Below are 25,203 nucleotides of genomic sequence, written 5' to 3'. Positions count from 1 at the left end.
ATGCGGAAAGATTCTTTGCCGTACTGGCGTCTTTCTTCATTCTATCTTTGTTACTTTGCCTTGCTCGGGGCGATTGTTCCTTACTGGGGGCTGTACCTCGAGCATCTTGGTTTTGATGCCGGAGAAATTGGATCGTTGATGGCGATCCTCATGGGGACGCGCATAATCGCTCCAAATCTATGGGGTTGGCTTGCTGATCGTACCGGCAAGCGTTTGAGTATCATTCGTATAGGTTCCTTTTTAACTTTCCTGGTATTTTCTGCCGCTTTTTGGTCTCATGAATATTGGCAAATGGCTTTGCTGATGTTTTCTTTTACCTTCTTCTGGAACGCCGTGTTACCACAATATGAAGTGATCACGCTTCATGCATTGGGAGACCAGCGAGCCCGGTACAGTCAGGTCAGGTTATGGGGCTCTGTTGGTTTTATTATAGCTGTAGTGCTTTTGGGAGGGTTGTTTGAGCAGTCCTCTATCAGCCTGCTGATCCCTCTGTCTTGGGCTGGTATGGCGTTGATATGGATCACGACATTATTTGCACCCCGGCAGCCAAATATTAAGATTGATTCAACCAGTGCTGAATTTCTAGGTATTCTCCGCAGGCCTGAAGTCATAATCTTTTTTCTCGTTTCGCTGCTGATTCAATTGGGGCATGGTCCCTATTACACCTTTTACTCCATCTATATGAGTGGTTTTGGATACACTAAGGTCGATATAGGTCTGCTTTGGGCACTGGGCGTTGCGGCTGAGGTCGTCATGTTTATAGTCATGCACAGGGCCTTGGGTCGGATCGGACTGCGGAATATGGTGATGTCAGGTTTGCTTGTTTGCACAATACGCTGGTGTTTGATCGGCGCCTATCCCCATTTGTTTTCAGTTGTCATTATTGCGCAAATAATGCATGCGGTTACATTTGGTTGTCTTCATGCTGCGGGTATTGCGCTGGTGCAGAGTTTTTTTCCGGCTGGCACTCAAGGGCAGGGGCAGGCACTATACAGTAGTTTTGGCTTTGGCGTAGGTGGTGCTTTAGGTGCATATGGCAGCGGCCTTATATGGACGACATTTGGTGGCGGCGCTACATTTTTCTCTGCAGCCGTTATAAGCCTTATTGGTCTTTTTCTGGCCTGGAAAGGTTTAAGGATTGATTAGGCTGATTTGAAATGCCCTTATCATAGAAGCAGTTATCTGCTATAAATTACTTAGTGCAGATTTCCGACATCAATGAGTTCAGGGAGTTGAAGATGAAAGTAACAATAGATTTGGATATTACCCCTGAAGAGATGAGAAAAATTTTGGGGCTGCCTGATGTTCAGGAGTTCCAGAAAGAGCTGTTGGAGCAGGTACGAGCGCAGGTTGAGGCGGGTACCGAAGGATATGATCCTATGACGTTGATGAAGCCTTATTTACCGGGTTCCGCGTCAATGGATCAATTTCAGAGGATGATGATGCAGATGATAACGTCCTATACCGGGGCTGATAAAAAGGCTGATAATAATTCAGATAAAAGCTAAAGGTGCACTGTCGCTACAATGCACAAAAGAGGAACAACAGACCTTGCGTATTTTAAGAAAGTACACCAACCGTCGACTCTATGATACTTCAAGAAGTTGTTACATTACCTTGGAAGATGTCAAGGAGCTTGTGCTGGAAAAAGTACAGTTTCAGGTACAGGACTCAAAAACGGGGAAGGATCTTACGCGAAATATTTTGTTGCAGATTATCTCTGAGCAGGAGGGAGACGGCGCCGGAATCCTGACTAATCAAGTGCTGCAGCAACTGATTCGTTTCTACGGGGATAACATGCAAGGGATGATGCGCCAGTATCTGGAGCAAAGTATTGGTACGTTTCTCGCTCAACAGGATCAAATTCGTGAGCAGATGGAGTCAATGATTGATGCGGCGAACCCTTTGACTATGATGAACAAGATTGCAGGCCAAAATATGGCTATGTGGAATATGTTTAAGGCGCCTGAGGATGTAAAAAGCAGTAGTGACTCAGTCCCACCAAAGGGGCCTGCAGACGAGCCTGGCAACACTGAAAAATAGAAGTACTCTGTTCTGACCGGCCGTAATAGGCCGGTTGGATTAATTGCCTGCTGTAAGTCTAAAGGAAATATTGTTCGAGAACGGAGCATTTGCTGTAGGTTCTGCTGATTTAGACTACGTGAGACTGTTGTATATTCTAATCGCTTATCCTTATCCGTTTTTATTCGTGATCTATGAGCCACTTGGCAATCAAATCCGGTAGTTTCTTTTGGGATTGCTTACCCACAAATATACCTATATGGCCTCCGTTAAACTGTTTTTCCTGGTAATCCCTGCTGGATGTTAGTTGTTTGAGGGCTCTGGATGCTTGAGGAGGAACGAGGTGGTCCTTGGCAGCAAAAAGGTTAAGAACAGGCTGGTGGATTTTTTTGAGATCTACTGCTTTTTCTCCGATGTTCAATCCGCCTTCTAGAAAGCGATTGTGTTCAAAGAAGTTTGTCAGGAACTCCTTGAATGCCTTGCCAGCCAGATCTGGACTGTCGTGAATCCAGCGCTCCATACGCAAAAAATTAAGTGCGTCAGCATAGTTTTCAAGTTGCATGGGTAACCCTAGTTGCTTCTCCAGCCCGAGGCGCACGGGGAGCAGGGAATTATATGCTTGAGTTAGCACCTCTCCCGGGAAATTTCCATGGATTTCAATGGCAAGTTCCGTATTAATGGTTCGGATCAGCTGGGTGAGAGTGTTGTCGGGTGTGTGGAAGTCCACAGGCGTTACCATGGTAATCAGACTGGCAACTTCATTTGGGTTGATTGCCGTGTAGCAGAGGCTAAAAGTACCTCCTTGGCATACACCCAGTAAATTTATCCTGGAGTGGCTGCTATGTTCCAGTGCTTTGCTGACACAGTTCTGAAGGTAACCATTAATATAATCGTCCAGATCGAGAAACTGATCTGTTGAATCAGGGTAGCCCCAATCTATCAGGTAGATGGGAATACCTCTTTGAGTGAGTGATTGTATCAGTGAGCGTCCTGGTTGCAGATCAAGGATATAGGGGCGATTTACCAGAGCGTAGACTATAAGTAACGGGGCTTGTTTTTGTTTGGAGCTTTCTGCGGGGTAGTAGAGCAGGCGTAGTTTATCTTCCCGATATATTTCGCTATTTGCAGTGCTGCCGACCTCAATACTGCTAACGTTAGCTAATGTGTCCAGGCTCTTTAACATCCTGCTGTTGAACTCAAGCAGCTCTCTGGCAATTTCCGTCGGTTTCAGATTGAGATTGTTCATTTCGACTTATATTTGTTGGCTACAGCAGGTGCTTTCTTTTTCTTCTCTTTGCTGTTTGATTTAACGGCGGTCTGAGCGGAAGGGAGGTCTTTCATTAGTGATTGAATCTGGTGTTCAAGTTGTTGCAGTTTTTCTGTGTTGTTGTCTGTTTCCTGGCGCAATTGCTGTTTCAGTTGCTCAATCTGCTGAGTATTCTTCTTTACGGTCTTGCGAAGATCATGATGGCGTTCCAGTAGTTGGGTGTACTCTTTCAGTGGAACTAAGCCTAAATCCAGATACTCCCTTTCCCAGTGCTGCCGATTAAGTTTTTTTAGCATCAAAGAGGCATTGGAAAGGCGGCCATAGGTGGCTTGATAGGCAGGGGTGTGGAGGTGTTGGTGATAGCAGCGTTCGTAGTGATGAGCCCAGAGAGAGTGTAATTCGGATAGTGACTCTACCTTATCGCCCTCTTTTAAAGCCGTCAGTAGTTGGTGGCAGCTGTCGCGATTAATGTCCTTCTGGATTTCTATATATTCACTTAACGCGTTACGGAACTCTTTAAATCCCTGCTCTGCTTGTTGCAATCCTTTCTTTAAATGAGCCTGGTTATTCTTTATTCCTTCCTGAATAAAAGGAAAACCTGGTAGTGAGAGAGTGTCTGCGCCCAGGCTTGACAGAAAGGTGGACAGATGGTCAGGAAGCTCCAGTTGCTTAAAGAAAATGGAGTTGGTCTGATCTTGCACGTGACTGCCAAATTCGAAAACAATTTCCTCTAAATCAGGGGGGCTGTCGGGGGCGCTCAAGGCTTTTAACAGATGCTCACCATAGCGAGAAAACTCTTTTGCCTGGTCAGTCATTGATCGTACCAGGGTTGCGCTTTGTGGTAACAATTGTTCCGCAATCTGATGGCAAGTGTTGGTCAGATCTGACCAGTCACTGGCGGGTACATCCTCACCGTTGAGCAGGTTTTGCCAATGTTGCTTTTGGACTTCCAGCCAGTCCTGAAGAATCTCTTGCTGTTTGTTGTCCACGTTTTTTCTCCGGGAATGCTGTTTTGCGGGTGTGTCGGGCTGGGTCTTCAGTCTAATGCAAACTTACTTGTGTTCAAAGCTGCTTGTGATATTGCAGTGAGTTACCGTCCGTTTCGGTTTTTAGTGGAAAGTAGCTCTATGAAAGCTTTGGCCGCATTTGAGAGGGTGCGATCTCGATGATAGATGAAGCCAAGAGGGCGTTGGATTTCCTGATCGGATACGGGCAGGACTTTCAGCGTATCGTCGATCATTGTGTCCGGCAGCAGGCTCCAGCCCAGTCCAACGCTGACCATCATTCGAATAGTGTCAAGATAGTTGGTGGACATAATGACGTTCAGCTCAAGTTCTTCGGCATCAAAATGTTGCTCGGCGATTTGGCGCGTAAAGGTGCTTTTCTCCGGCAGGATGGCGTTGTATCGATATAGATCCTTGAATTGAACGTGTGATTGCTGAGCCAGGGGATGTTCTTTGGTAACGACATAACGCATCTGATCTATCCATACTTCCCTGGATTCTATTTGAGGGTGGGGTAGCGGTGATAGTGTGATAATCGCCAGTTCCCGTGAGCCATGTAGAATTTGATCATAGGCAACTTCTGATTCTGTGAATTTCAAGTCCAGAGTCGCCTGAGGATGCTGCATTGAATAGCGCTTGAGTATGGGAGGGAGCCTGTGAAGGCTGACATGATGGCTTGCGGCCAGGGAGAGTTTGCCTCCTACCTGCCCGGACATGTTATGCAGCAGGCGTTGCGTATCATCAATCTCCAGCAAAATATTTCGCGCTTTTGGCAGCAGGGCCTTTCCTGCTTCGGTGAGTGAGACCTTTCGACCAATCCGATCAAATAATCGACAGTCAACCTGGTCTTCCAGATTGGATATCCGCTTGCTGATCGCAGGCTGGGTAATGAAGAGTTGATCGGCAGCAAGTGAAAAGGATGATGTCTCTGCAACAATGACGAATGATCGAAGTGCTTGGATATCCATTGACGAACTCTTCAAAATAAGCGGCGTTGGGAAGTCCTCTCCAAAATAACTCTTAACTAAAAGGGAGGCGGGGAGGTGGTGGATGGCAAAGTATAACCATAAGGAATCCAAAATATAAATATTTTGAATTTGTTTTATTTGATTGATGCTCATAGGATGTCTTGTACGAATTGAGGCTAATCCTTGGCGCTCTGTTGCAAAACATCGTACTGGGAAATAGAAGCGGGTTGGAACAATAAAAGGTTAGGAGAATAAAATGGCCGGAAAAACGCTGTACGACAAGCTGTGGGATGCCCACTTGGTAAGTCAGCAAACGGATGGCAGTGCACTGATCTATATCGATTTACAGTTGTTGCATGAAGTTACCTCACCGCAGGCGTTCGAAGGGCTGAGGCTGGCTGGCAGGTCGCCATGGCGTATCAGTGGCAATCTGGCGACTCCTGACCATAATGTGCCGACTACATCAAAAGAGCGAACAATCGGTGTTGAAGGTATCGAAGATCCGGTGTCCAGAATTCAGGTCCAAACGCTGGATGACAACTGTGATGAGTTTGGTGTGGTTGAGTTCAAGATGAATGATCCGCGTCAGGGGATTGTCCATGTTGTGGGGCCGGAGCAGGGAGCAACTTTACCTGGTATGACGGTTGTGTGTGGTGATTCTCATACTTCCACTCATGGTGCGTTTGGAGCGCTTGCTCATGGTATCGGTACTTCCGAAGTTGAGCATGTGCTTGCAACTCAGTGTCTGATTGCCAAGAAAATGAAGAACATGCTGGTGCGCGTTGATGGGGCATTGGAGGCTGGTGTGACAGCTAAAGATGTCGTTTTGGCGATAATCGGAGAAATTGGTACAGCTGGTGGAACGGGCTATGCAATTGAGTTTGGTGGTGAGGTAATTCAGAATCTTTCCATGGAGGGTCGAATGACTGTCTGTAACATGGCTATTGAAGCGGGCGCTCGAGCGGGAATGGTAGCTGTTGATGACACTACTGTGGAGTACGTTAAGGGCCGTCCTTTTGCTCCGAAAGCTGAGCAGTGGCAGCAAGCTGTTGCTTCCTGGAAAGAGTTTGTCAGCGATGATGATGCTGTTTTTGATCATTTGGTTGTGCTCGATGGTGGTTCTATCAAGCCGCAGGTTACCTGGGGGACGTCTCCGGAGATGGTTCTGCCGGTGGATGCTCATGTGCCCGATCCGGCAGCAGAACCTGACCAGGGTAAGAGTCAGGGGATTGAGCGGGCGTTAAGCTATATGGGGTTGACTGCAAATCAGGCTATTACTGATATCCAGTTGGATCGAGTTTTTATTGGTTCCTGTACCAACTCTCGCATAGAAGATCTTCGCGAGGCAGCTGCAGTCGTTAAAGGCCGTAAAGTAGCATCGACTTTAAAGCAGGCGTTGGTCGTGCCAGGCTCTGGTCTGGTAAAGGCTCAGGCCGAGCAAGAAGGGCTGGATCTGATCTTTCGTGAGGCCGGTTTAGAGTGGAGAGAGCCAGGGTGTTCAATGTGTCTGGCGATGAATGCTGATAAGTTAGGTCAGGGTGAGCATTGTGCTTCAACCTCAAATCGAAATTTTGAAGGTCGACAGGGATTTGGCGGACGTACGCATTTAGTAAGTCCTGCGATGGCTGCCGCAGCAGCTATAGAAGGGCATTTTGTTGACGTGCGTGAATTTATGGGGCAGTCCTAGTCGGGATCAGGAGAAGGCAGATGCAAAAGTTTATTCAGCACAAAGGTGTGGTGGCCCCTTTAGACCGGGCTAATATTGATACAGATATGATCATCCCGAAGCAGTTTCTTAAATCCATTAAACGCTCTGGATTCGGTCCAAATTTGTTTGATGAGTTGCGCTATCTTGATGAAGGTGTTCCTGATCAGGACTGCAGTCAGCGGCCACTGAATACTGAATTTGTATTGAATCAACCCCGCTATCAGGGTTGTTCGATATTGCTGGCGCGTGAGAATTTTGGTTGTGGATCCAGCCGCGAGCATGCTCCATGGGCGTTGGATGATTTTGGCATACGGGTTGTTATTGCCCCCAGTTTTGCAGAAATATTCTTTAATAATTGCTTTAAAAATGGTCTGTTACCCATTGTTCTAAATGAAGATGAAGTGGATTCTTTGTTTGAAGAGGTAGCAGCAGCTGAGGGGTATGAGCTTCGAATAGATCTGGAGAATCAACAGGTCATTAAACCAGACGGTAAAGCGCTGGGGTTTGCAATAGATGATTTTCGTAAGCACTGTTTGTTGAATGGCTTGGATGATATAGGGTTGACGTTACAGCAAGCGGATGTGATCAGGGCCTATGAAGTGAAGCGAAGGAAAGAAGCGCCTTGGCTGTTTTGTGATAAGTAGATCAGATCGCAATTCCTGGGTTATGCATGTAAATGTTTTGCTTTTAAAATGATTTGATTATGGTGTGTAGATGACTAAGAAAATTCTTGTTTTGCCTGGGGATGGTATCGGGCCTGAGATCGTAAATGAGGCTGTAAAAGTTCTGAACGCTGTTAAAGCTCAGTTTGATCTTGATCTGATTACAGAGGAAGGGCTTCTGGGCGGCGCTGCGATTGATGCGGCAGGTGTGCCCTTTCCTGATGTCACACAGACGCAGGCACAAGCGGCTGATGCAATTCTTCTTGGTGCTGTGGGTGGGCCTAAATGGGATACATTGGATACAGCTATCAGGCCGGAAAAGGGGTTGCTTGCGATCCGTTCGCAGCTTGAATTGTTTGGTAATTTACGTCCGGCCATTTTGTATCCTCAGCTGGCAGAAGCTTCATCCCTTAAGCCAGAGATAGTTTCCGGTCTGGATATTTTGATTGTGCGAGAGCTAACCGGCGGTATCTATTTTGGTCAGCCCAGAGGGATTCGTACACTTGAAAATGGTGAGCGTCAGGGGTACAACACTTACGTTTACAGTGAGTCTGAAATCAAGCGCATTGGTAAAGTTGCTTTTGAAGCAGCCATGAAGCGGGATAAGAAGGTCTGTTCCATTGATAAGGCTAACGTTCTGGAAGCAACAGTTCTCTGGCGAGAAGTTATGGATGAGCTGGCAACAGAGTATCCCGAAGTTGAGCTGAGTCATATGTATGTCGATAATGCAGCAATGCAGCTGGTGCGAGCGCCAAAACAGTTTGATGTAATGGTAACCGGCAATATGTTTGGCGACATCCTCTCTGATGCGGCGGCGATGCTGACTGGATCTATTGGTATGCTTCCATCAGCATCTTTGGATGCCAATGGTAAGGGGATGTATGAACCCTGCCATGGCTCGGCGCCGGATATAGCGGGCCAGGGTATTGCAAACCCTTTAGCAACCATCTTATCTGCTTCAATGATGCTGCGTTATTCATTGGGTGAGAGAGAGGCTGCTGATCGAATAGAAATGGCGGTTAGTCAGGTGTTGGACCAAGGGTTGCGCACTGCAGATATCTACTCAGAAGGCAACCGTAAGGTGACTACGCAAGAGATGGGTGATGCAGTAGTGGCAGCCCTGTCGTAGTGGGTGATACAGAGCTGGTCCCCAGCCGGTTTAGATAAGTTGTGCTCAGGGGGCGCTTTAGAAACAGTTCTGATATGATGGGCGTCACTGGGCATGATTTGTGGTTTTTGGTGCTCAGTGACAAGCTTGCTGACATGTTCGGGAGGAGCAAATTAAAGTGTTACAACTGAGGTTGTAACAACGTTAAAGCGTAAATTTTTCGGGTAAGTCGTAAAGTATCAATTGGCCGTGATTTATCAATTGAAAGTGAATTATTCAATAACATTAAGTAGGACGTAAAGATGCGTGTAGGTTTTGTAGGCTGGAGAGGTATGGTTGGTTCCGTACTAATGCAGCGTATGCTTGAGGAGCGGGATTTCGACAATATTGAGCCCGTGTTTTTCACCACATCTCAGGTAGGCCAGCAAGGCCCTGAGATTGGTAAAGAAATTCCAACACTCAAGGATGCTCGGGATATTACCGAGCTCAAACCTATGGATGTTATTATTTCCTGCCAGGGCGGTGATTACACGAAAGAAGTTTATGCTCCTTTACGTGCGTCTGGCTGGCAGGGCTATTGGGTGGATGCTGCCTCATCTCTGAGAATGGTGGATGAAAGTGTCATCGTGTTGGACCCTGTTAACGGCAATATTATTCGAGAATCAATAGCCAAAGGTGGCAAGACTTTCGTTGGTGGCAACTGTACTGTTAGTTTGATGCTGATGGGGCTTGGCGGATTGTTTCAGGCCGGTGCGGTCGAGTGGTTAACTTCTATGACCTATCAGGCGGCTTCCGGTGGTGGTGCAAAGCATATGCGCGAGCTGGTTCGTCAGATGGGCCAGATAAACGCGTCTGTTTCTAACCAGTTGGATAACCCGGCGTCTGCGATACTTGATATTGATCGTGACGTGGCCGCAGCTATGCGAGGTGACGGTTTTGATACGGCTCAATTTGGCGTACCGTTGGCTGGTAGTCTGATTCCATGGATTGATACCCAGTTGGATAACGGTCAAAGCCGCGAAGAGTGGAAAGGTCAGGCTGAAACCAACAAGATTCTGGGGCTTAGTGAAAACCCGGTTCCTGTGGACGGAACCTGTGTCCGTATTGGTTCAATGCGTTGCCATAGCCAGGCGTTTACAATTAAGTTGAACAAGAATATTCCTGTTGATGAAATTGAGGGGATGTTGGCTGAACACAACGATTGGGTGAAGGTTGTGCCCAACGATCGCGAATTGACAATGCGTGATCTGACCCCTGCTGCTGTTACTGGTACGTTGACCGTCCCCGTTGGTCGCTTGCGGAAGCTAAATATGGGGCCTGAATATCTGAATGCCTTTTCTGTGGGTGATCAGTTGTTGTGGGGGGCTGCTGAACCGTTGCGTCGGATGCTTAATATTTTGCAGGAAGCATAGGTGCTTGATTCAATTTAGATTGAGTGTTTGGATGTTTTCCTGAATGATCTGTAAAACGGCTGGCATGTATGCTGGTCGTTTTTTTAGTATTACAATGTGTTCGGTATTATAAAACATTCCAATATCAGGTAATCCCTGTCTGTCTTTTTTATGTGCTTTCAAATCTAATTTTGTCTGGGATTTGGCTGCTGATTCGCTTTGTTGCTGGGTCGGTGGTTCCTTCCTCTGTCTGCTTATTGCGTGTTTATTATCGAGTCTGACTGGCTTAAAAGTAAGCAAAGTCTCTGGTAATTAAGAGACATACCCGGTAGCAAGTTATGAAATAATTTGATTCTAAGCAGCTAATTTGCAGTTATATGCTGTTGAATGCCATCGACATATTGATTATAACGCATTATTAAATAATACTTTAAGCCGCTATCGGATAAGACTTGCTTCAATTGGGTTTGTTCTGCAGATGCAAATAAACCGATGAAGTCAGCCCCATATTTATACTTGTAACTTCGTCGGAGGACGCTCCGAAGATGTGAACAAAAGGAAGAGAGTATGTTGCGAAAATCTGCGGTCACTCTGGCAGCCATTGGTGCCCTTACCACCGCACAAGCCCAGGCGTTGGGGCTGGGGGAAGTTACTGTCCATTCCGCCTTGAATCAACCTTTGGATGCAGAAATAAATCTGCTTCAGGTGAGGGATCTTATACAGACCCAGGTTATCGCAGGTCTGGCTGATGCCGATGATTTCTATCTTGCAGGGGTCAAGCCAACAACAATCCTTTCTGATATTAATTTTCAGCTAGATATAAAAAACGGTAAGGGCGTTATTCGACTCACTACCCGTGATCCTATTAAAGAACCGTTTCTGAATTTTTTGGTAGAAGTTAATTGGCCTAGTGGTCGGTTGGTACGCGAATATACGGTATTATTGGATCCGCCTGTATTTACAGCTAAAGACCTGGCTCCGCGGGCTACTCCTTCCGCCCCCGTAGGAACCTCTGTTTCCAGTCAGACTGTTGCGCCAACTATTCGTCCCTCAGGGAGAGCTTCTAATCCGGGGGCTGTGTCTTCCACAGCAAATCAGCAAGCAGGTACGGGTAGAGGGGCGTCTTATAAAGTTGGCGCTCGAGATAATCTTTGGAACATTGCACTTAAAACACGTCCGGATCGTAGCGTCTCCCCCCAGCAAATGATGCTGGCAATCCAAAAGATGAACCCTGACGCTTTTATCAACAATAATATTAACCGACTGCGTTCCGGCGTAGTGTTGGATATTCCGAACAAGCAACAAATAGCAGCTTTGGACTTTTCTACCTCGGTTAAAGAAGTTAAGCGGCAGAATTCAGCATGGAAAGAGACGGTTCCGAAAAATAACGCCAATACCGACAAGAAAGCCGAACAGTTGGATGCAAGTAAGTCAGACTCTCCGCAGCAGACTTCTGCAAGTGTGGATGAACAGTCTCAGCTTCGAATAGTCAGTAAAACCCCGGAAAACGATACCGGAAGCGGTGATGCTGAAAATATCAGTGTGGATAGCGAAGGGAACGCTACTGGCGGAGGAGTGGCGGAAGAGCTGCGCGCGAAGAATCAAGAGCTGGAAGAGCAGCTTGTTGTTACTTTGGAGGGGCTGGATAAAGTCGAGCGGGATAACACAGAGCTGTTCCAGCGAATGGAGCGACTGGCTGAGCAGTTGGAATCCGTACAGCGGCTTCTACTGTTAAAAGATCAGGAAATGGCTGATCTGCAAAATAAGCTTACAGAAGCGCAGGCGGGTACTACACCGGTAACTCCGCCGCCTCAGCCACCGACCGGAGGGTTTCTTGACAAGCTTCTCCAGTCTCCCGCGATGTTGGGTGGTGGGGTTGCAGGTCTCTTGGCTTTGCTTGCTGGAATCTGGTTTGTGACTCGCAAGCGCAAATCTGATGAGCAAGAGGACGAAAAAGCCGTTGAAGAGGCCATGGCTGTTTTGGAGGAGCGTGAAAAAGCTGCCGAGGATGTTGATTCGACTGTAGAATCAATAGCACCTGAAGAGCCTGTTGTTGAAGAACCTGCCAATGAAAAACTGGCAGAGGTTGATGTGGTTGATGATCAGGATGATCCATTTAATCTGGCAACAGATGATGATATGTCAGATGAGTTTGAAGCGCTGATCTCAGATGATCTTGATCAGGAGCTTGGTGATGATCTTGATATGGACTTGAAGATCGATGAGCCTGTAGAAGAAGACTCCGAGATGGCTGAGTTTACTGCTTCGTTGCTCAATGACGAAGAGTACGATCTGGCGGGAGAGGATGAAGAAAATCTGGCCAGTGATGACGAGCTTAAAGAAGCATTTGATGAAATAGATACGGCGGATGAAACAACCCTTGAAGAAGCTGCTGATGAATATGTTGAAGACGAAGCTGCTGTCGATAGTGTAGATAACGAGCTGGACTTTATCCTTGCAGAAGAAACCGCTGACATAGAAGAGGAGGTCGCCGGGGCTGAGGCTGATCCAGAAGATGAGCTGTCCGAGCTGGACATGATTCTGGAAGAATCTGAAGCGGAAAGCGGTAATGAGCTTTCAATTGATACAGAAGAAGATGAAGAGCCCGACGCGCTTAGTCTTGATGATGCAGATGATCTGGAAATTGATGGTCTTGACGCCATCCTTAGCGAGGATAGTGAAGACAGCCTGACTGAGGATTCTGGCTTAGAGGAGCTGATGGATGATGCAGATCTTGCTGAAGCTTCAGGGCTGGATACCATAGATGCCTTGCCGGAGGAAGAAGAGGAAGATCTGCTCGGTGATGATGCCCTGGATGATTTACTAAGTCAGGCAGAAGCGCAAGGGATGTCCCCTGTAGACAGCGAGCCTGTCAGTGAAGTAGCAGAAGACTCAGAGTTAGACTTGGAGAGTTTCGATCTTGATGAAGAAGATGAGCTTGCTGATGAAAAAACTGAAGTTTCCAGCGAAGGGTTGGATCTGGGTGAAATCGATGCGTTAGACGATGATTTGGATGACCTGGAGCTGGAAATCCCCGGCCTTGCTGAAGGCTTAAGTTTGGATGAGGAGTCTGCTGATAGTGCTCCGGCTACTGAAGTTGATCTGGATGAAGTGGTTTCTGAGGCCGAGGACGAGGTAGAGTTGGCTGAAGAGGCTTCAGATGATGTGGGGTTATCTCTGGAATCCTCTGAAGATGTGAGCTCAGAAGATGTTGATCGCAATGTGCTTGAAGAGGCTGAGGAAACGCCTTCTGATGAAAGTTCATTGATGTCTTTGGACTCCGATGAAGACCTTGATGGCGTTAATGATGAGGAGTTGGAGGCTGAGCTCAATCTTATGCTTGAAGGTGACGATAATGAGCTGGATCTGGAAGAGACCGACGTATCAGATTCTTCAGAAGAGCTTAACTATCTTGACGCTTCAGATGAGTTGGGTACAAAACTGGATCTCGCAAGGGCCTATATCGATATGGACGACCCAGATGGTGCCAAGGATATTCTTCAGGAGGTTATTAAGGATGGTGACGGACCTCAGCAGGCTGAGGCTAAAAAATTGCTTGATGAGCTGACATCGCAGTGATGAATCAGTGTGGATGCAGCAATTGCTGTTTGGATGGGTAGATTTTTTGTAGGTAAAAACCTTTTATAATTGTCTGGAGCTGACTTGAGTTATTCAGCTGGTCAAGACATGTTAACTTAAACGGTCAGTCCTGAATTTTGGTCATTCGGTTCTGGCCGTTTTCTTAGATGTAAGTTAAGCGATGGATAACCCCCAAAAAGAAGAGGTGGCTCAGCCACCTCTTTGCCGTTACGCGGTTTGTGTTGAGTATGACGGTAGTAAATATCATGGCTGGCAAAGTCAGCCGGGTAGTGTCAACTGTGTTCAGGAGGCGGTAGAGGCGGCTTTAGGGCGGGTCGCTAACCACCCGGTTTCCGTAATATGTGCGGGACGCACTGACAGTGGTGTTCATGCCAGCTACCAGATTATTCACTTCGATAGTGCCGCCGTCAGGCCTGAGCGCGGCTGGTTGTTGGGTAGCAACACTTATTTGCCGGATGATATTTGTATTAAATGGATAAAATCCGTTTCCGAAGAGTTTCATGCGCGCTTTTCTGCTCTAGAGCGCAGATATCGCTACGTCATTTTTAATGGCCCCGTGAAGCCTGCTCTGCTAAGCCGTCAGCTTACCTGGACTTTTCGACCTCTGGATGAAGTTCGAATGCAGGAGGCGGCCAATTATTTGGTTGGAACCCATGATTTTAGTTCGTATCGTGCTGTGGGTTGTCAGGCTCATAGTCCGGTGCGAGATATTCGGCATCTTTGGGTCAGGCGGTTGGGGCAGCTAATAGTTATTGATGTAAGGGCTAATGCCTTCTTACATCATATGATTAGAAATATCGCTGGAGTATTGATGAAAATAGGCTCCGGTGATGCGGAGCCTATCTGGGCTAAAGAGGTGCTTGAATCTCGTGACAGAAGAGAGGGAGGGGTCACCGCGCCACCATTTGGCTTGTATTTTGTTAATGCGATTTACCCTGATGAGTTTAATCTACCAAAATCCGAGCTTGGACCGGTATTTTTGCCTCAGTTTGACTAACCTAAAGGGGCGCCATCTGGTACTATTTCGGTCTTTGCCTTTCCTCGCTCAATGAAAGCGGGCGAAGGATGGTCATAATCTTTATATGAGTGGAACCTTAGGGTGAGAACCAGGGTCAAGATTTGCGGGATTACCCGTGTTGAGGATGCTGCGGCAGCGGTCGATGCTGGGGCTGACGCTATAGGGCTGGTTTTTTACGATCCGAGTCCTCGATCTGTTGCTATTCAGCAGGCTGTTGAAATCTGTCAGGCCATACCCGCTTTTGTGACTGTTACTGCGCTATTTGTTGATGCTCCTGTTGAGCAAGTCAGGGATGTTTTAAGCCAGGTTCCTGTCGATTTACTCCAGTTTCATGGTGATGAATCGCCGCAATACTGCCGTTCCTTCAGCCGCCCTTATATTAAAGCCATAAGAGTAAGAGAAGGGCTTGATGTGCCTGCTTTTGCACGGCAGTTCCCGTGTTCCAAAGCTCTCTTGTTAGACGCCTATCGACCGGGTGTGCCGGGGGGAACCGGTGAAACCTTTGATTGGGGATTGATTCCCGAGAATCTCGATCTGCCGGTTATTCTGGCCGGCGGTTTAAATCCAGACAATATCGAATCAGCTGTGGCGCAGGTGCGTCCGTTTGCCGTTGATGTCAGTGGTGGCGTTGAAGCTGCCAAAGGCATCAAAGATAGTCAGCTGGTCAATCAGTTTATAAAAGAGGTGAGTTGTGCCGACCAACGTTGATTTTAAAGCACTGATGGATCTCCCTGATGAGCTGGGACATTTTGGTCCTTACGGGGGGCGTTTTGCTTCTGAGACGCTAATGAGTGCGCTACAGGACTTGTCGGAACTCTACGAAAAGCTTTCTAAGTCTCCTGAATTCCAGAAAGAATTTGATGCCGATCTGGCGCATTATGTTGGGAGACCATCGCCATTATATTTTGCTGAGCGTTTGACGAAGGAAGTGGGTGGAGCACGTATTTACCTTAAGCGCGAAGATCTGAACCACACCGGAGCGCACAAGATAAATAACACAATAGGACAGGCTCTTCTGGCAAAGAGTATGGGTAAACCCCGTATCATTGCCGAAACAGGAGCCGGTCAACATGGCGTTGCATCGGCCACCGTTGCCGCCCGCCTGGGTCTGGAGTGTGTTGTTTATATGGGGGCAGAGGATATTCGCCGCCAGGCGCTCAATGTTTACCGAATGAAGCTGTTGGGTGCCAAAGTGGTTTCAGTAGAATCTGGAACTAAAACCTTGAAAGATGCCTTAAACGAAGCGATGAGGGATTGGGTTACTAATGTAGATAACACTTTTTATATTATCGGGACGGCAGCAGGGCCACACCCATATCCAAAGCTGGTTCGTGATTTTCAGGCCGTGATCGGCCGTGAGGCCAGACAGCAGTGCTTGGCTCAGGCCGGTAAACTGCCAGATGCGCTGGTTGCCTGTGTTGGTGGTGGCTCTAATGCCATCGGATTGTTCTACCCCTTCATCCCTGATAAAAATGTCCAGATGTATGGTGTGGAAGCGGGTGGCCACGGTTTGGAAACAGGGCTTCATGCTGCACCGTTATGTAAAGGACGCCCCGGTGTGTTGCATGGAAACCGTACCTATCTGATGGAAGATGAATCGGGACAGATAGCAGGTACCCATTCTGTCTCTGCCGGATTGGATTATCCAGGAGTCGGGCCAGAGCATGCATGGTTAAAAGACTGTGGACGGGCTAATTATGTGGCAATTAATGATGATGAGGCTCTGAATGCTTTTCGCGACCTGACCCGGGTTGAGGGAATTATGCCAGCTCTTGAGTCCAGTCATGCGATTGCCTATGGAATGAAGCTTGCCCGCACTATGGATAAAGACCAGGTGTTGATCGTAAATCTTTCCGGGCGTGGTGACAAAGATATTCATACGGTAGCGGAAATTGACGGCATTGGTATTTAGTCCGTTTAACGTTCTTTTTTTCGCTGCTCAAAAAGACATATTGAGGATTCTATGAGTCGTATAAAAAGCTGCCTGCAGGAGCTGAAGGTTAAGGGCCGAAAGGCATTGATTCCTTACATTACAGCAGGTGATCCACAACCGGGTGTTACCGTTAAACTGATGCATGCACTGGTGGAAGCCGGAGCCGATATTATTGAGTTGGGTGTTCCGTTTTCTGACCCGATGGCCGATGGTCCTGTGATTCAGCTTGCCTGTGAGCGGGCTCTTGTTCATGGCGTAAGATTGGTGGACGTTCTGGATATGGTGTCAGAGTTTAGAACGACTGACTCAGTAACCCCGGTCGTGTTAATGGGGTATCTCAATCCAGTCGAGGCTATCGGGTATGAAACGTTCCTGGAACGGGCCAGTAAAGCGGGTGTTGACGGAGTTCTGACCGTTGATTTACCGCCGGAAGAGGCGGAAGACTTCTGTGCGGGTCTAAAACGCAATAATCTGGACGCTGTCTTTTTGTTGGCTCCCACCACATCTGAAGAACGTATTAAGCAGATCTGTGATGTCAGCAGTGGTTACGTTTATTACGTTTCTCTGAAAGGCGTTACCGGGTCGGCATCTCTCGATGTTGATGAAGTCGCTACAAGACTTGAAGCAATACGCGAAATTACAGATCTCCCCGTGGGTGTAGGTTTTGGTATTCGCGATGACAAATCCGCAGCATCGGTTGCCAAGGTTGCTGACGGAGTTATCGTTGGAAGTGTGTTAGTTAATAAAATTGCTGAACTAGCCAGTACCCCGGACAGTATACCGCAGCAGGTTGCAGACATTATTCGCGGAATGAGGCAAGCGATGGACGCTTAGTTTTGTTGTTAATGTTCAGGCGCAGAACTTTGACTCCCAGACGGGAGCGTTCAATGTTTTCTGCGCGGATTTGAACGCTATACATTACATTTGCACCAAAGCGTAGCTAAAAATCACGGCTAGAATTCGCGAGTTTTAATCGCGACTATTGATAAAGAGTATTCGGGTTGAGCCTGGAGAGTATATGAGCAGCTGGCTAGATAAAATTGTACCTTCTTTGATTCGTTCTGATTCAAAGAAGAAAGCTAATGTGCCTGAAGGCCTTTGGAAGAAATGTCCCAAGTGTAGTTCGGTGTTGTACCGGCCCGAATTGCAGAAAAATTTAAATGTTTGTCCCAAGTGTAATCATCATATGCGCCTGCGAGCGCGTAATCGGCTTGAGCTTTTCCTGGACGAGGGCAATCGAATTGAAATCGGTGCGGATGTGGAGCCGGTGGATCGCCTGAAATTTAGGGATTCCAAAAAGTATAAAGATCGATTAACTGCAGCTCAAAAACAAACTGAAGAAAAAGATGCCCTCATTGCCATGAAAGGATCAGTGAATGATCTTGAGGTTGTGGCTGTAGCCTTTGACTTTGAGTTTATGGGCGGATCCATGGGGGCGGTTGTTGGCGAGCGATTTGTTCGGGCGGCCAATGTTTGTCTGGAGCAGCGTCTGCCGTTGATCTGTTTTGCTGCCAGTGGTGGTGCAAGAATGCAAGAAGCTCTGTTTTCTTTGATGCAGATGGCGAAGACCAGTGCAGTATTGGAAAAATTAAAAGCAGAAGGTATTCCTTATATTTCCGTGCTGACGGACCCTGTTTTCGGTGGCGTATCTGCGAGTCTCGCTATGTTGGGCGATCTGAATGTTGCAGAACCCAACGCTTTGATAGGTTTTGCCGGGCCAAGAGTTATCGAACAGACTGTTCGTGAGCAATTGCCGGAAGGTTTTCAGCGCAGTGAATTTTTGTTAGACCATGGCGCAGTGGACATGATTATTAATCGTTCAGATATGCGCAATCGTTTATCGTTGATTCTTGGCAAACTAACCAATCAAACAGTTGTCATAGATGTTGTTGAAGAACAGCCTATACAGCAACCTCCGGTGGATGAAGAGGAAGTATCCGAGAGTAAAGAAGCAGGCGACCCCATTGTTGAATCTTGATCAGTGGCTGTCTTTTATTGAGGCAGGGCATCCAGAAGAAATTGACTTGGGGCTGGAGCGCACTCTTAAAGTGGCGCTTGAGCTTGGAGTCAGGGATATGATTCACCCCGTTGTAACGGTGGCGGGTACTAATGGTAAAGGGTCAACGATTGCCTATATGTCGGAGATTCTGAAGCAAGCGGGTGTTCGGGTGGGGTGCTATACCTCACCACATTTTCTGCGCTATAACGAACGAATCACGATTAACGATCAGCCGGTTGAGGATCAGTTGTTATGTGACTCCTTTGCTCGTATTGAGAACGCGCGATCGAAAGCCGATGTTCCATTGACTTACTTTGAATTCGGCACGCTGGTTGCTCTTGATATTTTTAACAGGCAAGCGATCGATGTGGTATTGCTGGAGGTTGGTTTAGGTGGACGGTTGGATGCCGTAAATATTGTCGACCCAGATGTTGCGGTTGTGACAACGGTTGCCTTAGATCATGAAAGCTGGCTTGGGAATGACCGTGAGACTATTGGTCGCGAGAAAGCCGGTATTTTCCGTTCCGGCCGTCCTGCTGTTTTTGGGGAAGCTGATGTACCTCAATCTGTTGTCAAACATGCTGCAGACATCGGTGCTGATTTAATGGTCTGGGGATGTCAATTTGGGCCTGTGCAAACTGACAATACAGTTTGGTCCTGGAGAGGCAGAGACAGAACGGGTGAAGAGATTTGCATAAATAATTTGGTTATGCCCTCGTTGCCTTTTTCAAATGGGAGTACTGCAATTCAGGCGTTAAAAATGCTTGATCTGGCAATATCTGATGATGCATTTCGTAAAGGAATTGAGAAAGCACAGTTAACCGGTCGCTTTCAGCAAGTCGTGAAGAACAACCGTCAGGTTGTTTTGGATGTGGCTCATAACCCTCACGCTGCTGAGAATTTGGCAAAACAGATTTCTTCTCAAGCCTTTATCGCAGAGTATTCTTCTTCTGGGGATGCTGATCGAAATACTGATTGTTCTGAAAAAGTGCAGGTCCATTGTGTTGTCGGTATGTTGGAGGACAAGGATGTACGATCAACCCTGAAGCAGTTAAGTTCAGTTGTTGATCAATGGTATCCAGCGACACTCCATGTGCCAAGGGGCCAGACAGCTGTCCAGTTAAATCAAGCTCTGGAATCTCTGGGATTGGTGAAGCCGGGAGGGCGTTGTTTCAACACCGTTTCCGATGCTTTTAATCATGCACTGGAAAATTCGGGTTCCAGGGCAGTCATTCTAGTGGTCGGATCATTTTATACTGTTGCTGATGTTCTAAAGGGCTGTTTGGAGGCTTAAGTATGAGTCAGCAACGCAAACAGCGTTTAGTGGGCTTTCTATTGTTGCTTTCGTTGGCGGTAATATTTGTACCTTTGGTTTTTGATGGTGAGGGCTATCGGGAAGGCCAGCTTAATGGGGATATTCAGGTACAGGGTAGTATTCCTGCTGAACCTGACTTCCCGGTCATGCAGCCATATAAACCGGAAAACAAACCATTGGACGATAGTGCTGATTTTGCTGATCCAAGGCCTCAGCCAGATGCACCACTAAGTCAATCTGATATGCAGCACAACCCGGTTGCATCCGAGGCCTCTCAAGCCTCACCTACACAAGAAACGGTGTCTAATCGAAAAGCTGATATAAATACTGAAGAGGCTACCAAGCCGAAGGTTGAGGTAAACGTAGCTAAGGCACCCATTTCAATTACCAAAGAAAAGCCAGTGCTGGATAAGCAAGGAGTGCCTGTTGCCTGGACAATTCAACTGGCAAGTTTCAAGGACGCCGGTAACGCTAAGGCACTACGTAAGCGACTTTCTGACAGGGGGTATAAATCATATATACGCCGTAAGCAGGATTTAAGTAAGGTTTTTGTCGGGCCGGATCTGCAGCGATCCGTTGTTGAAGAACTTCGCAAGAAGCTAAAGCGTGAGTTTAAGCTTGATGGTCTTATCCTGCGATTTACAACCAGTTAAGTATCTCAGGATGAATGGGTTGTGGTGTCAGCAGACTCCTGTTCAACCCGGGCTTAGCTGCTAGTGATTAATTAACAAATCAGTAGCTATCTTGGTTGGGACTGGCGGCAGGCTCTGATAGAATTCGGCTGCTTTGTGAATCTCTAAGTGAGTAAAGTATGAATTGGGCAGATTGGGTTATCATTGCCGTAATCGTTGTTTCATCGCTTATCAGCCTTAAGCGCGGATTTGTCAAAGAGGCCCTGTCTCTTGTGACCTGGGTTGCTGCCTTTATAGTGGCGAGACTTTTTACCGACAATATGAGTGCGTTGCTGGCAGGCTATATTGAAACACCCTCGGCCCGGGTCGTTGCCGCGTTTGCGCTTTTATTTATTGCTACCTTATTTGCTGGGGCTCTGATTAATAATTTTATAGGGCTGTTAATCAGAGCTACAGGCCTCAGTGGGACTGATCGAGTTCTTGGGATGGTTTTTGGTATCGCTCGGGGGGGAGTGCTTGTTGTTGTGCTGGTTGCTCTGTTGGGTATGTCTCCGGCTGTGAAAGACCGGTGGTGGCAGCAATCTCTTCTTATTCCCCATTTCGCTGTAATGGAACAGTGGACTCAGAATTTAGCGTCTGAGACGTCGGATCTGATTTTGAACATCGGTCGTTAAGGTGGGCGGCTATAATTTATACTGATCCTTGAGTCGGGCTTTGACTCAAAAAGGGCAATAGACGTTTTCAATGGCGGGCGGCAAGTTGGATCGGCTGTAACCGACTAAGCCAGGGTGTTTTCAAAAAGCGGACTTCGCCGTCTTTTTTCTGAAAATTCCGATTTGAAATATTGATGAGGTACGTCAAATGTGCGGTATTGTAGGCATCGTTGCCAAAAGCAACGTTAATCAAACATTGTTTGACAGCCTGACTGTTTTGCAGCATCGCGGTCAGGATGCTGCGGGAATGGTGACCTGCCAGGGGGGGCGATTTCACCTCCGTAAAGACAATGGTCTTGTCAATGAAGTTTTCCGGACTCGCCATATGCGTCGCCTTATCGGCAATATGGGTATTGGCCATGTTCGTTATCCAACAGCAGGAAGTGCGAGCGCCGCTGAGGCCCAGCCTTTTTATGTAAATTCTCCTTACGGTATTGCTTTGGCACATAATGGTAATCTTACTAATGCCAAAGAGCTTGCTGACGATATATTCAGAACAGATTTAAGACACATTAATACCAATTCTGATTCTGAAGTGTTGTTGAACGTATTTGCTCATGAACTGCAGCAACTGGGTAAGCTACAACCCAGTGCAGAGGATATCTTTACTGCTGTTACTCAGGTCCATAAACGTTGCAGTGGTGGATACGCTGTAGTGGGTATGATTACCGGCTACGGCATTGTAGCTTTCCGTGATCCTAACGGCATTCGGCCGGTGGTCTACGGTAAGCGGGAAACCGAGCAGGGAACTGAATATATGGTAGCGTCTGAGAGCGTTGCTTTGGATATCAGTGGTTATTCGCTGGTAAGAGATCTTGATCCCGGCGAAGCTATTTATATCACTCAGGATGGTGAAGTTCATACACGTCAGTGTGCAGAAAAAACAGCCTTGCATCCTTGCTTGTTTGAATTTGTCTACCTGGCGCGGCCGGATTCCATTATTGATGGGATATCAGTGTATAAGGCACGTTTGCTGCAGGGGGAGCTGCTAGCGAAAAAAATTCTCCGGGAGCGACCTGAGCATGATATCGATGTCGTGATTCCTATTCCTGAGACCAGCCGTACTGCAGCTATGGAAATGGCCAACGTTCTGGGCGTGAAATTCAGGGAAGGGTTTATTAAGAATCGTTATATCGGTCGCACATTTATTATGCCTGGGCAGCAGGAAAGAGAAAAAACAGTTCGTCGTAAGCTAAATCCTATTGAGCTGGAATTTAAGGGAAAAAATGTTCTGTTAGTCGACGATTCTATAGTTCGTGGTACAACCTCTCGTCAAATAGTTGAGATGGCGAGGGAAATGGGAGCCAAGAAAGTCTACTTTGCTTCTGCAGCGCCAGCTGTTCGCTATCCAAATGTATATGGCATAGATATGCCATCCGTTAATGAGCTTATCGCTCACAATCGCACTGACGAAGAAGTCGGTGAGCTGATTGGCGCTGACTGGATGGTGTACCAGGATCTTCCTGATTTAGTGGCTTCAACACAGGGTGGTGAGGCCACCATTGATCTCTTTGATTGCTCGGTCTTTGATGGTCATTATGTAACGGGTGATGTTGATTCTGATTATCTTGAGTCCATTGAGGCTAAGCGGAATGACGCTGCCAAGCAGGATTTGGAGTCCAATGAGAGCGATGAAACTAATAATATGTATCACAAACTGTAGAGATTGATTTGATGAAGTCATCTAAAACTTCTTTTCGTGACGGTTTGGATTCTGATCTGTCTGATGCTGAGTTCAGTACTCTTGCTATTCGTGGCGGTCATCACCGTACCGCAGAGGGGGAGCATAGTGAGGCTATCTTTCCAACCTCGAGTTTTGTTTTTAATAATGCAGCCGAGGCAGCGGCCCGATTTGGAGGTGAGGAGGATGGTAATATCTATTCTCGTTTTACCAACCCGACTGTGCGCATTTTCGAGGAGCGTATTGCCGCTTTAGAAGGAGCAGATAGAGCGGTTGCAACTTCAACAGGAATGGCTGCCATTCTTTCTCTGGGGGTTGGCCTGCTTTCCAACGGTGACCACATAGTTTGTTCTTGCAGCGTGTTTGGGTCCACAGTGTCGCTGTTTGACAAGTACTTTTCTAAAATGGGTATTACCACCACGTTTGTAGATCCTGGTGATCTTGAAGCCTGGCAACAGGCTGTTACCAAAAATACCAAGCTGTTTTTTCTTGAAACGCCTTCAAACCCGTTGGCAGAAATTGCTGATATTAAAGCGGTTTCCGATGTTGCCCATAAGAATGGTTGCTGGCTAGCGGTTGATAATTGTTTCTGTACTCCGGCGCTGCAACAGCCACTGACCCTTGGTGCCGATTTCGTGGTTCATTCGGCGACAAAATTCTTGGATGGACAGGGGCGTTGTATGGGAGGCGCTGTAGTAGGGCCAGAAAAGGAGATGGAGGAGGTTTTTGGCTTCCTTCGTACGGGCGGAGCTTCGATGAGCCCCTTTAACGCCTGGGTCTTTATCAAAGGATTGGAAACCCTGGAGCTTCGTTTAATGGCTCAGAGCGAACGAGCTATGGCACTAGCAAACTGGCTGGAGCAGAAGGAAGGAATTGATAAGGTGTTCTATGCGGGGCTGGAGTCTCATCCTCAGCATTTGCTGGCAGCGAAACAGCAGAAGGCTTTCGGTGCGGTTTTGGCATTTGAAGTCAAAGGCGGCCAGCAACAGGCGTGGAATTTTATAAATGCTACAAGGGTTGTTTCTATCACAGGCAATCTGGGAGATGTGAAAACGACGATTACCCACCCGGCAACTACGACTCATGGACGTTTAAGTCTGGAAGAAAGGGAAAAAGCCGGGATTAACGATAACCTGATTCGATTGTCAGTTGGCTTGGAAAGCCTGGATGACCTGAAAAATGATCTGGCGCGTGGGCTGAATACGCTTTAGATACTTTGAATTTGGTTGCGTTCTGAAAGAAAAGGTTTCTTGTCTGACGAAAGTGAAATCCCGGACACTTTCGGCTATGTTTGTTGTAACAGTGCAAATATGAGCATGAGGAGCGATGGATGCTGGAATCTGAAGATAAAAAGTCTGAAGAGCAAAAATCAGAAGACAAATTCGAAGAGGTTTTTGCTGGACTGAAAGTGTTGGCGGAAGGAGCGTTTCCAAAGGAATGCAGCGGTTGTGGCAGGGTGTATGACACCTTGGAAGATTTTGTCGAAAATACCTCTCCGGTAGATTCTTCTCAGGGGTTAAAGGAAGCGGGCGGCGCTGTTAAACCACTCATCGAAATGTCTCGCTTGTGTGAATGCGGTACTGGCATGACTGCGCAATGTGAAGACCGTCGTGCTCATAGTGCTCTTGGTCTTAAACGCAGAGATCTTTTTGAACACCTATTATCTATACTCTCAGAAGGTGGGATGCCCAGAGGTATGGCGAAATCAGAGATTTTAAAAGTAATGCGTGGAGAAGGCAGTAACCTTTTAAGTAAAGAGCAGTTGCAGCGCTTCTTCTCCTAAGAATATAAATGTGTATATATTGAGCACCGGACGGCGTCTGGTGCATTTACTGTCGGCAATCTGAATTCTTTACTCTGGTTGTATGGCTTTTGTACTTTTAGCCGCAATCAGTGTAGTTGCTTTTGAATGGCATTTTTATTCAGCTAGTCTTGGTCGCATATAGCGCCTGTCGTTTTTTTCATATCTGTCTGTTTTTTATCCTAAGTTTGTGTTTTTCCAGCCCTGAATATCCACATCTTCGTAAGCGATTGAGGAACCCACCTTGATTGGGTGGGTTTGTTATTCTAGGGTAGTCGGTTTTCTGTAAACTAGGACTCAGCTAAAGCCAAGGGTAAGTTGGGTTAGCGCAACGTAACCCAACAACAGCTTTTGATCAGGAGGGCTGATCGTTCCAGGGTA

At 47.1% G+C, this 25,203-nt stretch carries 22 protein-coding genes; 19 read left to right on the top strand and 3 right to left on the bottom strand.

All coding sequences use genetic code 11. From position 1 onward, the window contains the following. From BGP75_RS05515 to phaR, 3 genes are all read left to right on the top strand, one after another. On the top strand, positions 1-1,146 hold the full coding sequence (locus BGP75_RS05515) for an MFS transporter (RefSeq protein ID WP_076716311.1): 1,146 nt from the start codon (positions 1-3) through the stop codon (positions 1,144-1,146). Between the two features lie 92 nt (positions 1,147-1,238). Continuing rightward, on the top strand, positions 1,239-1,508 hold the full coding sequence (locus BGP75_RS05510; protein ID WP_076716308.1) for a DUF6489 family protein: 270 nt from the start codon (positions 1,239-1,241) through the stop codon (positions 1,506-1,508). A 43-nt stretch (positions 1,509-1,551) separates the two neighbouring features. Further along, a complete protein-coding gene (gene phaR, locus BGP75_RS05505) occupies positions 1,552-2,043 on the top strand; it encodes a polyhydroxyalkanoate synthesis repressor PhaR (RefSeq protein WP_076716306.1) in 492 nt (163 codons plus the stop codon). A gap of 160 nt (positions 2,044-2,203) precedes the next feature. Here the strand turns inward: phaR and phaC are convergent, their stop codons facing one another. The 3 genes from phaC to BGP75_RS05490 form a co-directional block, all read right to left on the bottom strand. Continuing rightward, positions 2,204-3,268 (bottom strand): class III poly(R)-hydroxyalkanoic acid synthase subunit PhaC, encoded by a 1,065-nt coding sequence (gene phaC / locus BGP75_RS05500; protein ID WP_076716303.1) that lies wholly within the window; start codon positions 3,266-3,268, stop codon positions 2,204-2,206. Then, on the bottom strand, positions 3,265-4,278 hold the full coding sequence (locus BGP75_RS05495; RefSeq protein WP_076716301.1) for a poly(R)-hydroxyalkanoic acid synthase subunit PhaE: 1,014 nt from the start codon (positions 4,276-4,278) through the stop codon (positions 3,265-3,267). The genes phaC and BGP75_RS05495 overlap by 4 nt, the downstream gene beginning before the upstream one ends. 101 nt (positions 4,279-4,379) lie before the next feature. Beyond that, the gene (locus tag BGP75_RS05490; protein WP_076716298.1) at positions 4,380-5,261 is read right to left on the bottom strand and encodes a LysR family transcriptional regulator; all 882 of its coding nucleotides are present in this window, start codon (positions 5,259-5,261) and stop codon (positions 4,380-4,382) included. A 256-nt stretch (positions 5,262-5,517) separates the two neighbouring features. On the opposite strand from BGP75_RS05490, the gene leuC reads away from it, so the two are divergent. The 16 genes from leuC to BGP75_RS05405 all read left to right on the top strand — a co-directional run bounded on the left by leuC (position 5,518) and on the right by BGP75_RS05405 (position 24,804). After that, positions 5,518-6,948 carry a 3-isopropylmalate dehydratase large subunit gene (leuC, locus tag BGP75_RS05485; RefSeq protein ID WP_076716295.1) on the top strand — a complete coding sequence of 477 codons (1,431 nt, stop codon included), beginning with the start codon at positions 5,518-5,520 and terminating at the stop codon, positions 6,946-6,948. Positions 6,949-6,968: 20 nt separating this feature from the next. After that, positions 6,969-7,613 carry a 3-isopropylmalate dehydratase small subunit gene (leuD, locus tag BGP75_RS05480; protein WP_076716292.1) on the top strand — a complete coding sequence of 215 codons (645 nt, stop codon included), beginning with the start codon at positions 6,969-6,971 and terminating at the stop codon, positions 7,611-7,613. Between the two features lie 70 nt (positions 7,614-7,683). Continuing rightward, complete coding sequence (leuB, locus tag BGP75_RS05475; RefSeq protein ID WP_076716290.1) at positions 7,684-8,760, top strand: 3-isopropylmalate dehydrogenase; 1,077 nt, start codon at positions 7,684-7,686, stop codon at positions 8,758-8,760. A 281-nt stretch (positions 8,761-9,041) separates the two neighbouring features. Further along, positions 9,042-10,151, top strand: a complete 1,110-nt coding sequence (gene asd / locus BGP75_RS05470) for an aspartate-semialdehyde dehydrogenase (RefSeq protein ID WP_076716287.1) — start codon at positions 9,042-9,044, stop codon at positions 10,149-10,151. A 546-nt stretch (positions 10,152-10,697) separates the two neighbouring features. Then, the gene (locus BGP75_RS05460) at positions 10,698-13,709 is read left to right on the top strand and encodes a FimV/HubP family polar landmark protein (RefSeq protein ID WP_076716282.1); all 3,012 of its coding nucleotides are present in this window, start codon (positions 10,698-10,700) and stop codon (positions 13,707-13,709) included. 181 nt (positions 13,710-13,890) lie between these two features. Next, positions 13,891-14,727 carry a tRNA pseudouridine(38-40) synthase TruA gene (gene truA, locus BGP75_RS05455; RefSeq protein WP_076716279.1) on the top strand — a complete coding sequence of 279 codons (837 nt, stop codon included), beginning with the start codon at positions 13,891-13,893 and terminating at the stop codon, positions 14,725-14,727. A gap of 102 nt (positions 14,728-14,829) precedes the next feature. Further along, on the top strand, positions 14,830-15,456 hold the full coding sequence (locus BGP75_RS05450; protein WP_076716277.1) for a phosphoribosylanthranilate isomerase: 627 nt from the start codon (positions 14,830-14,832) through the stop codon (positions 15,454-15,456). Between the two features lie 13 nt (positions 15,457-15,469). Further along, on the top strand, positions 15,470-16,660 hold the full coding sequence (gene trpB, locus BGP75_RS05445; protein ID WP_076716525.1) for a tryptophan synthase subunit beta: 1,191 nt from the start codon (positions 15,470-15,472) through the stop codon (positions 16,658-16,660). A 51-nt stretch (positions 16,661-16,711) separates the two neighbouring features. Then, positions 16,712-17,515, top strand: coding sequence for a tryptophan synthase subunit alpha (gene trpA, locus BGP75_RS05440; RefSeq protein ID WP_076716274.1), 804 nt, complete (start codon positions 16,712-16,714; stop codon positions 17,513-17,515). A 184-nt stretch (positions 17,516-17,699) separates the two neighbouring features. Next, a complete protein-coding gene (gene accD, locus BGP75_RS05435) occupies positions 17,700-18,659 on the top strand; it encodes an acetyl-CoA carboxylase, carboxyltransferase subunit beta (protein ID WP_076716271.1) in 960 nt (319 codons plus the stop codon). Continuing rightward, the gene (gene folC, locus BGP75_RS05430) at positions 18,646-19,974 is read left to right on the top strand and encodes a bifunctional tetrahydrofolate synthase/dihydrofolate synthase (RefSeq protein ID WP_233152850.1); all 1,329 of its coding nucleotides are present in this window, start codon (positions 18,646-18,648) and stop codon (positions 19,972-19,974) included. Before accD ends, folC begins: the two co-directional genes overlap by 14 nt. 2 nt (positions 19,975-19,976) lie before the next feature. After that, positions 19,977-20,648 (top strand): SPOR domain-containing protein, encoded by a 672-nt coding sequence (locus BGP75_RS05425; RefSeq protein WP_076716265.1) that lies wholly within the window; start codon positions 19,977-19,979, stop codon positions 20,646-20,648. Positions 20,649-20,806: 158 nt separating this feature from the next. Then, entirely contained in the window at positions 20,807-21,301 is a 495-nt protein-coding gene (locus BGP75_RS05420; protein ID WP_076716263.1) for a CvpA family protein, read from the top strand. Between the two features lie 187 nt (positions 21,302-21,488). Then, positions 21,489-23,003 (top strand): amidophosphoribosyltransferase, encoded by a 1,515-nt coding sequence (purF, locus tag BGP75_RS05415; protein ID WP_076716260.1) that lies wholly within the window; start codon positions 21,489-21,491, stop codon positions 23,001-23,003. An 11-nt stretch (positions 23,004-23,014) separates the two neighbouring features. Then, the gene (locus BGP75_RS05410; protein ID WP_076716257.1) at positions 23,015-24,232 is read left to right on the top strand and encodes an O-succinylhomoserine sulfhydrylase; all 1,218 of its coding nucleotides are present in this window, start codon (positions 23,015-23,017) and stop codon (positions 24,230-24,232) included. A 119-nt stretch (positions 24,233-24,351) separates the two neighbouring features. Next, a complete protein-coding gene (locus tag BGP75_RS05405) occupies positions 24,352-24,804 on the top strand; it encodes a hypothetical protein (protein WP_076716254.1) in 453 nt (150 codons plus the stop codon). The last annotated feature ends 399 nt before the right edge of the window (positions 24,805-25,203 follow it).

This window comes from Motiliproteus sp. MSK22-1 (assembly GCF_001968815.1).
GTDB lineage: Bacteria > Pseudomonadota > Gammaproteobacteria > Pseudomonadales > Balneatricaceae > Motiliproteus.
This window is presented reverse-complemented; position numbering and strand designations above follow the sequence as displayed.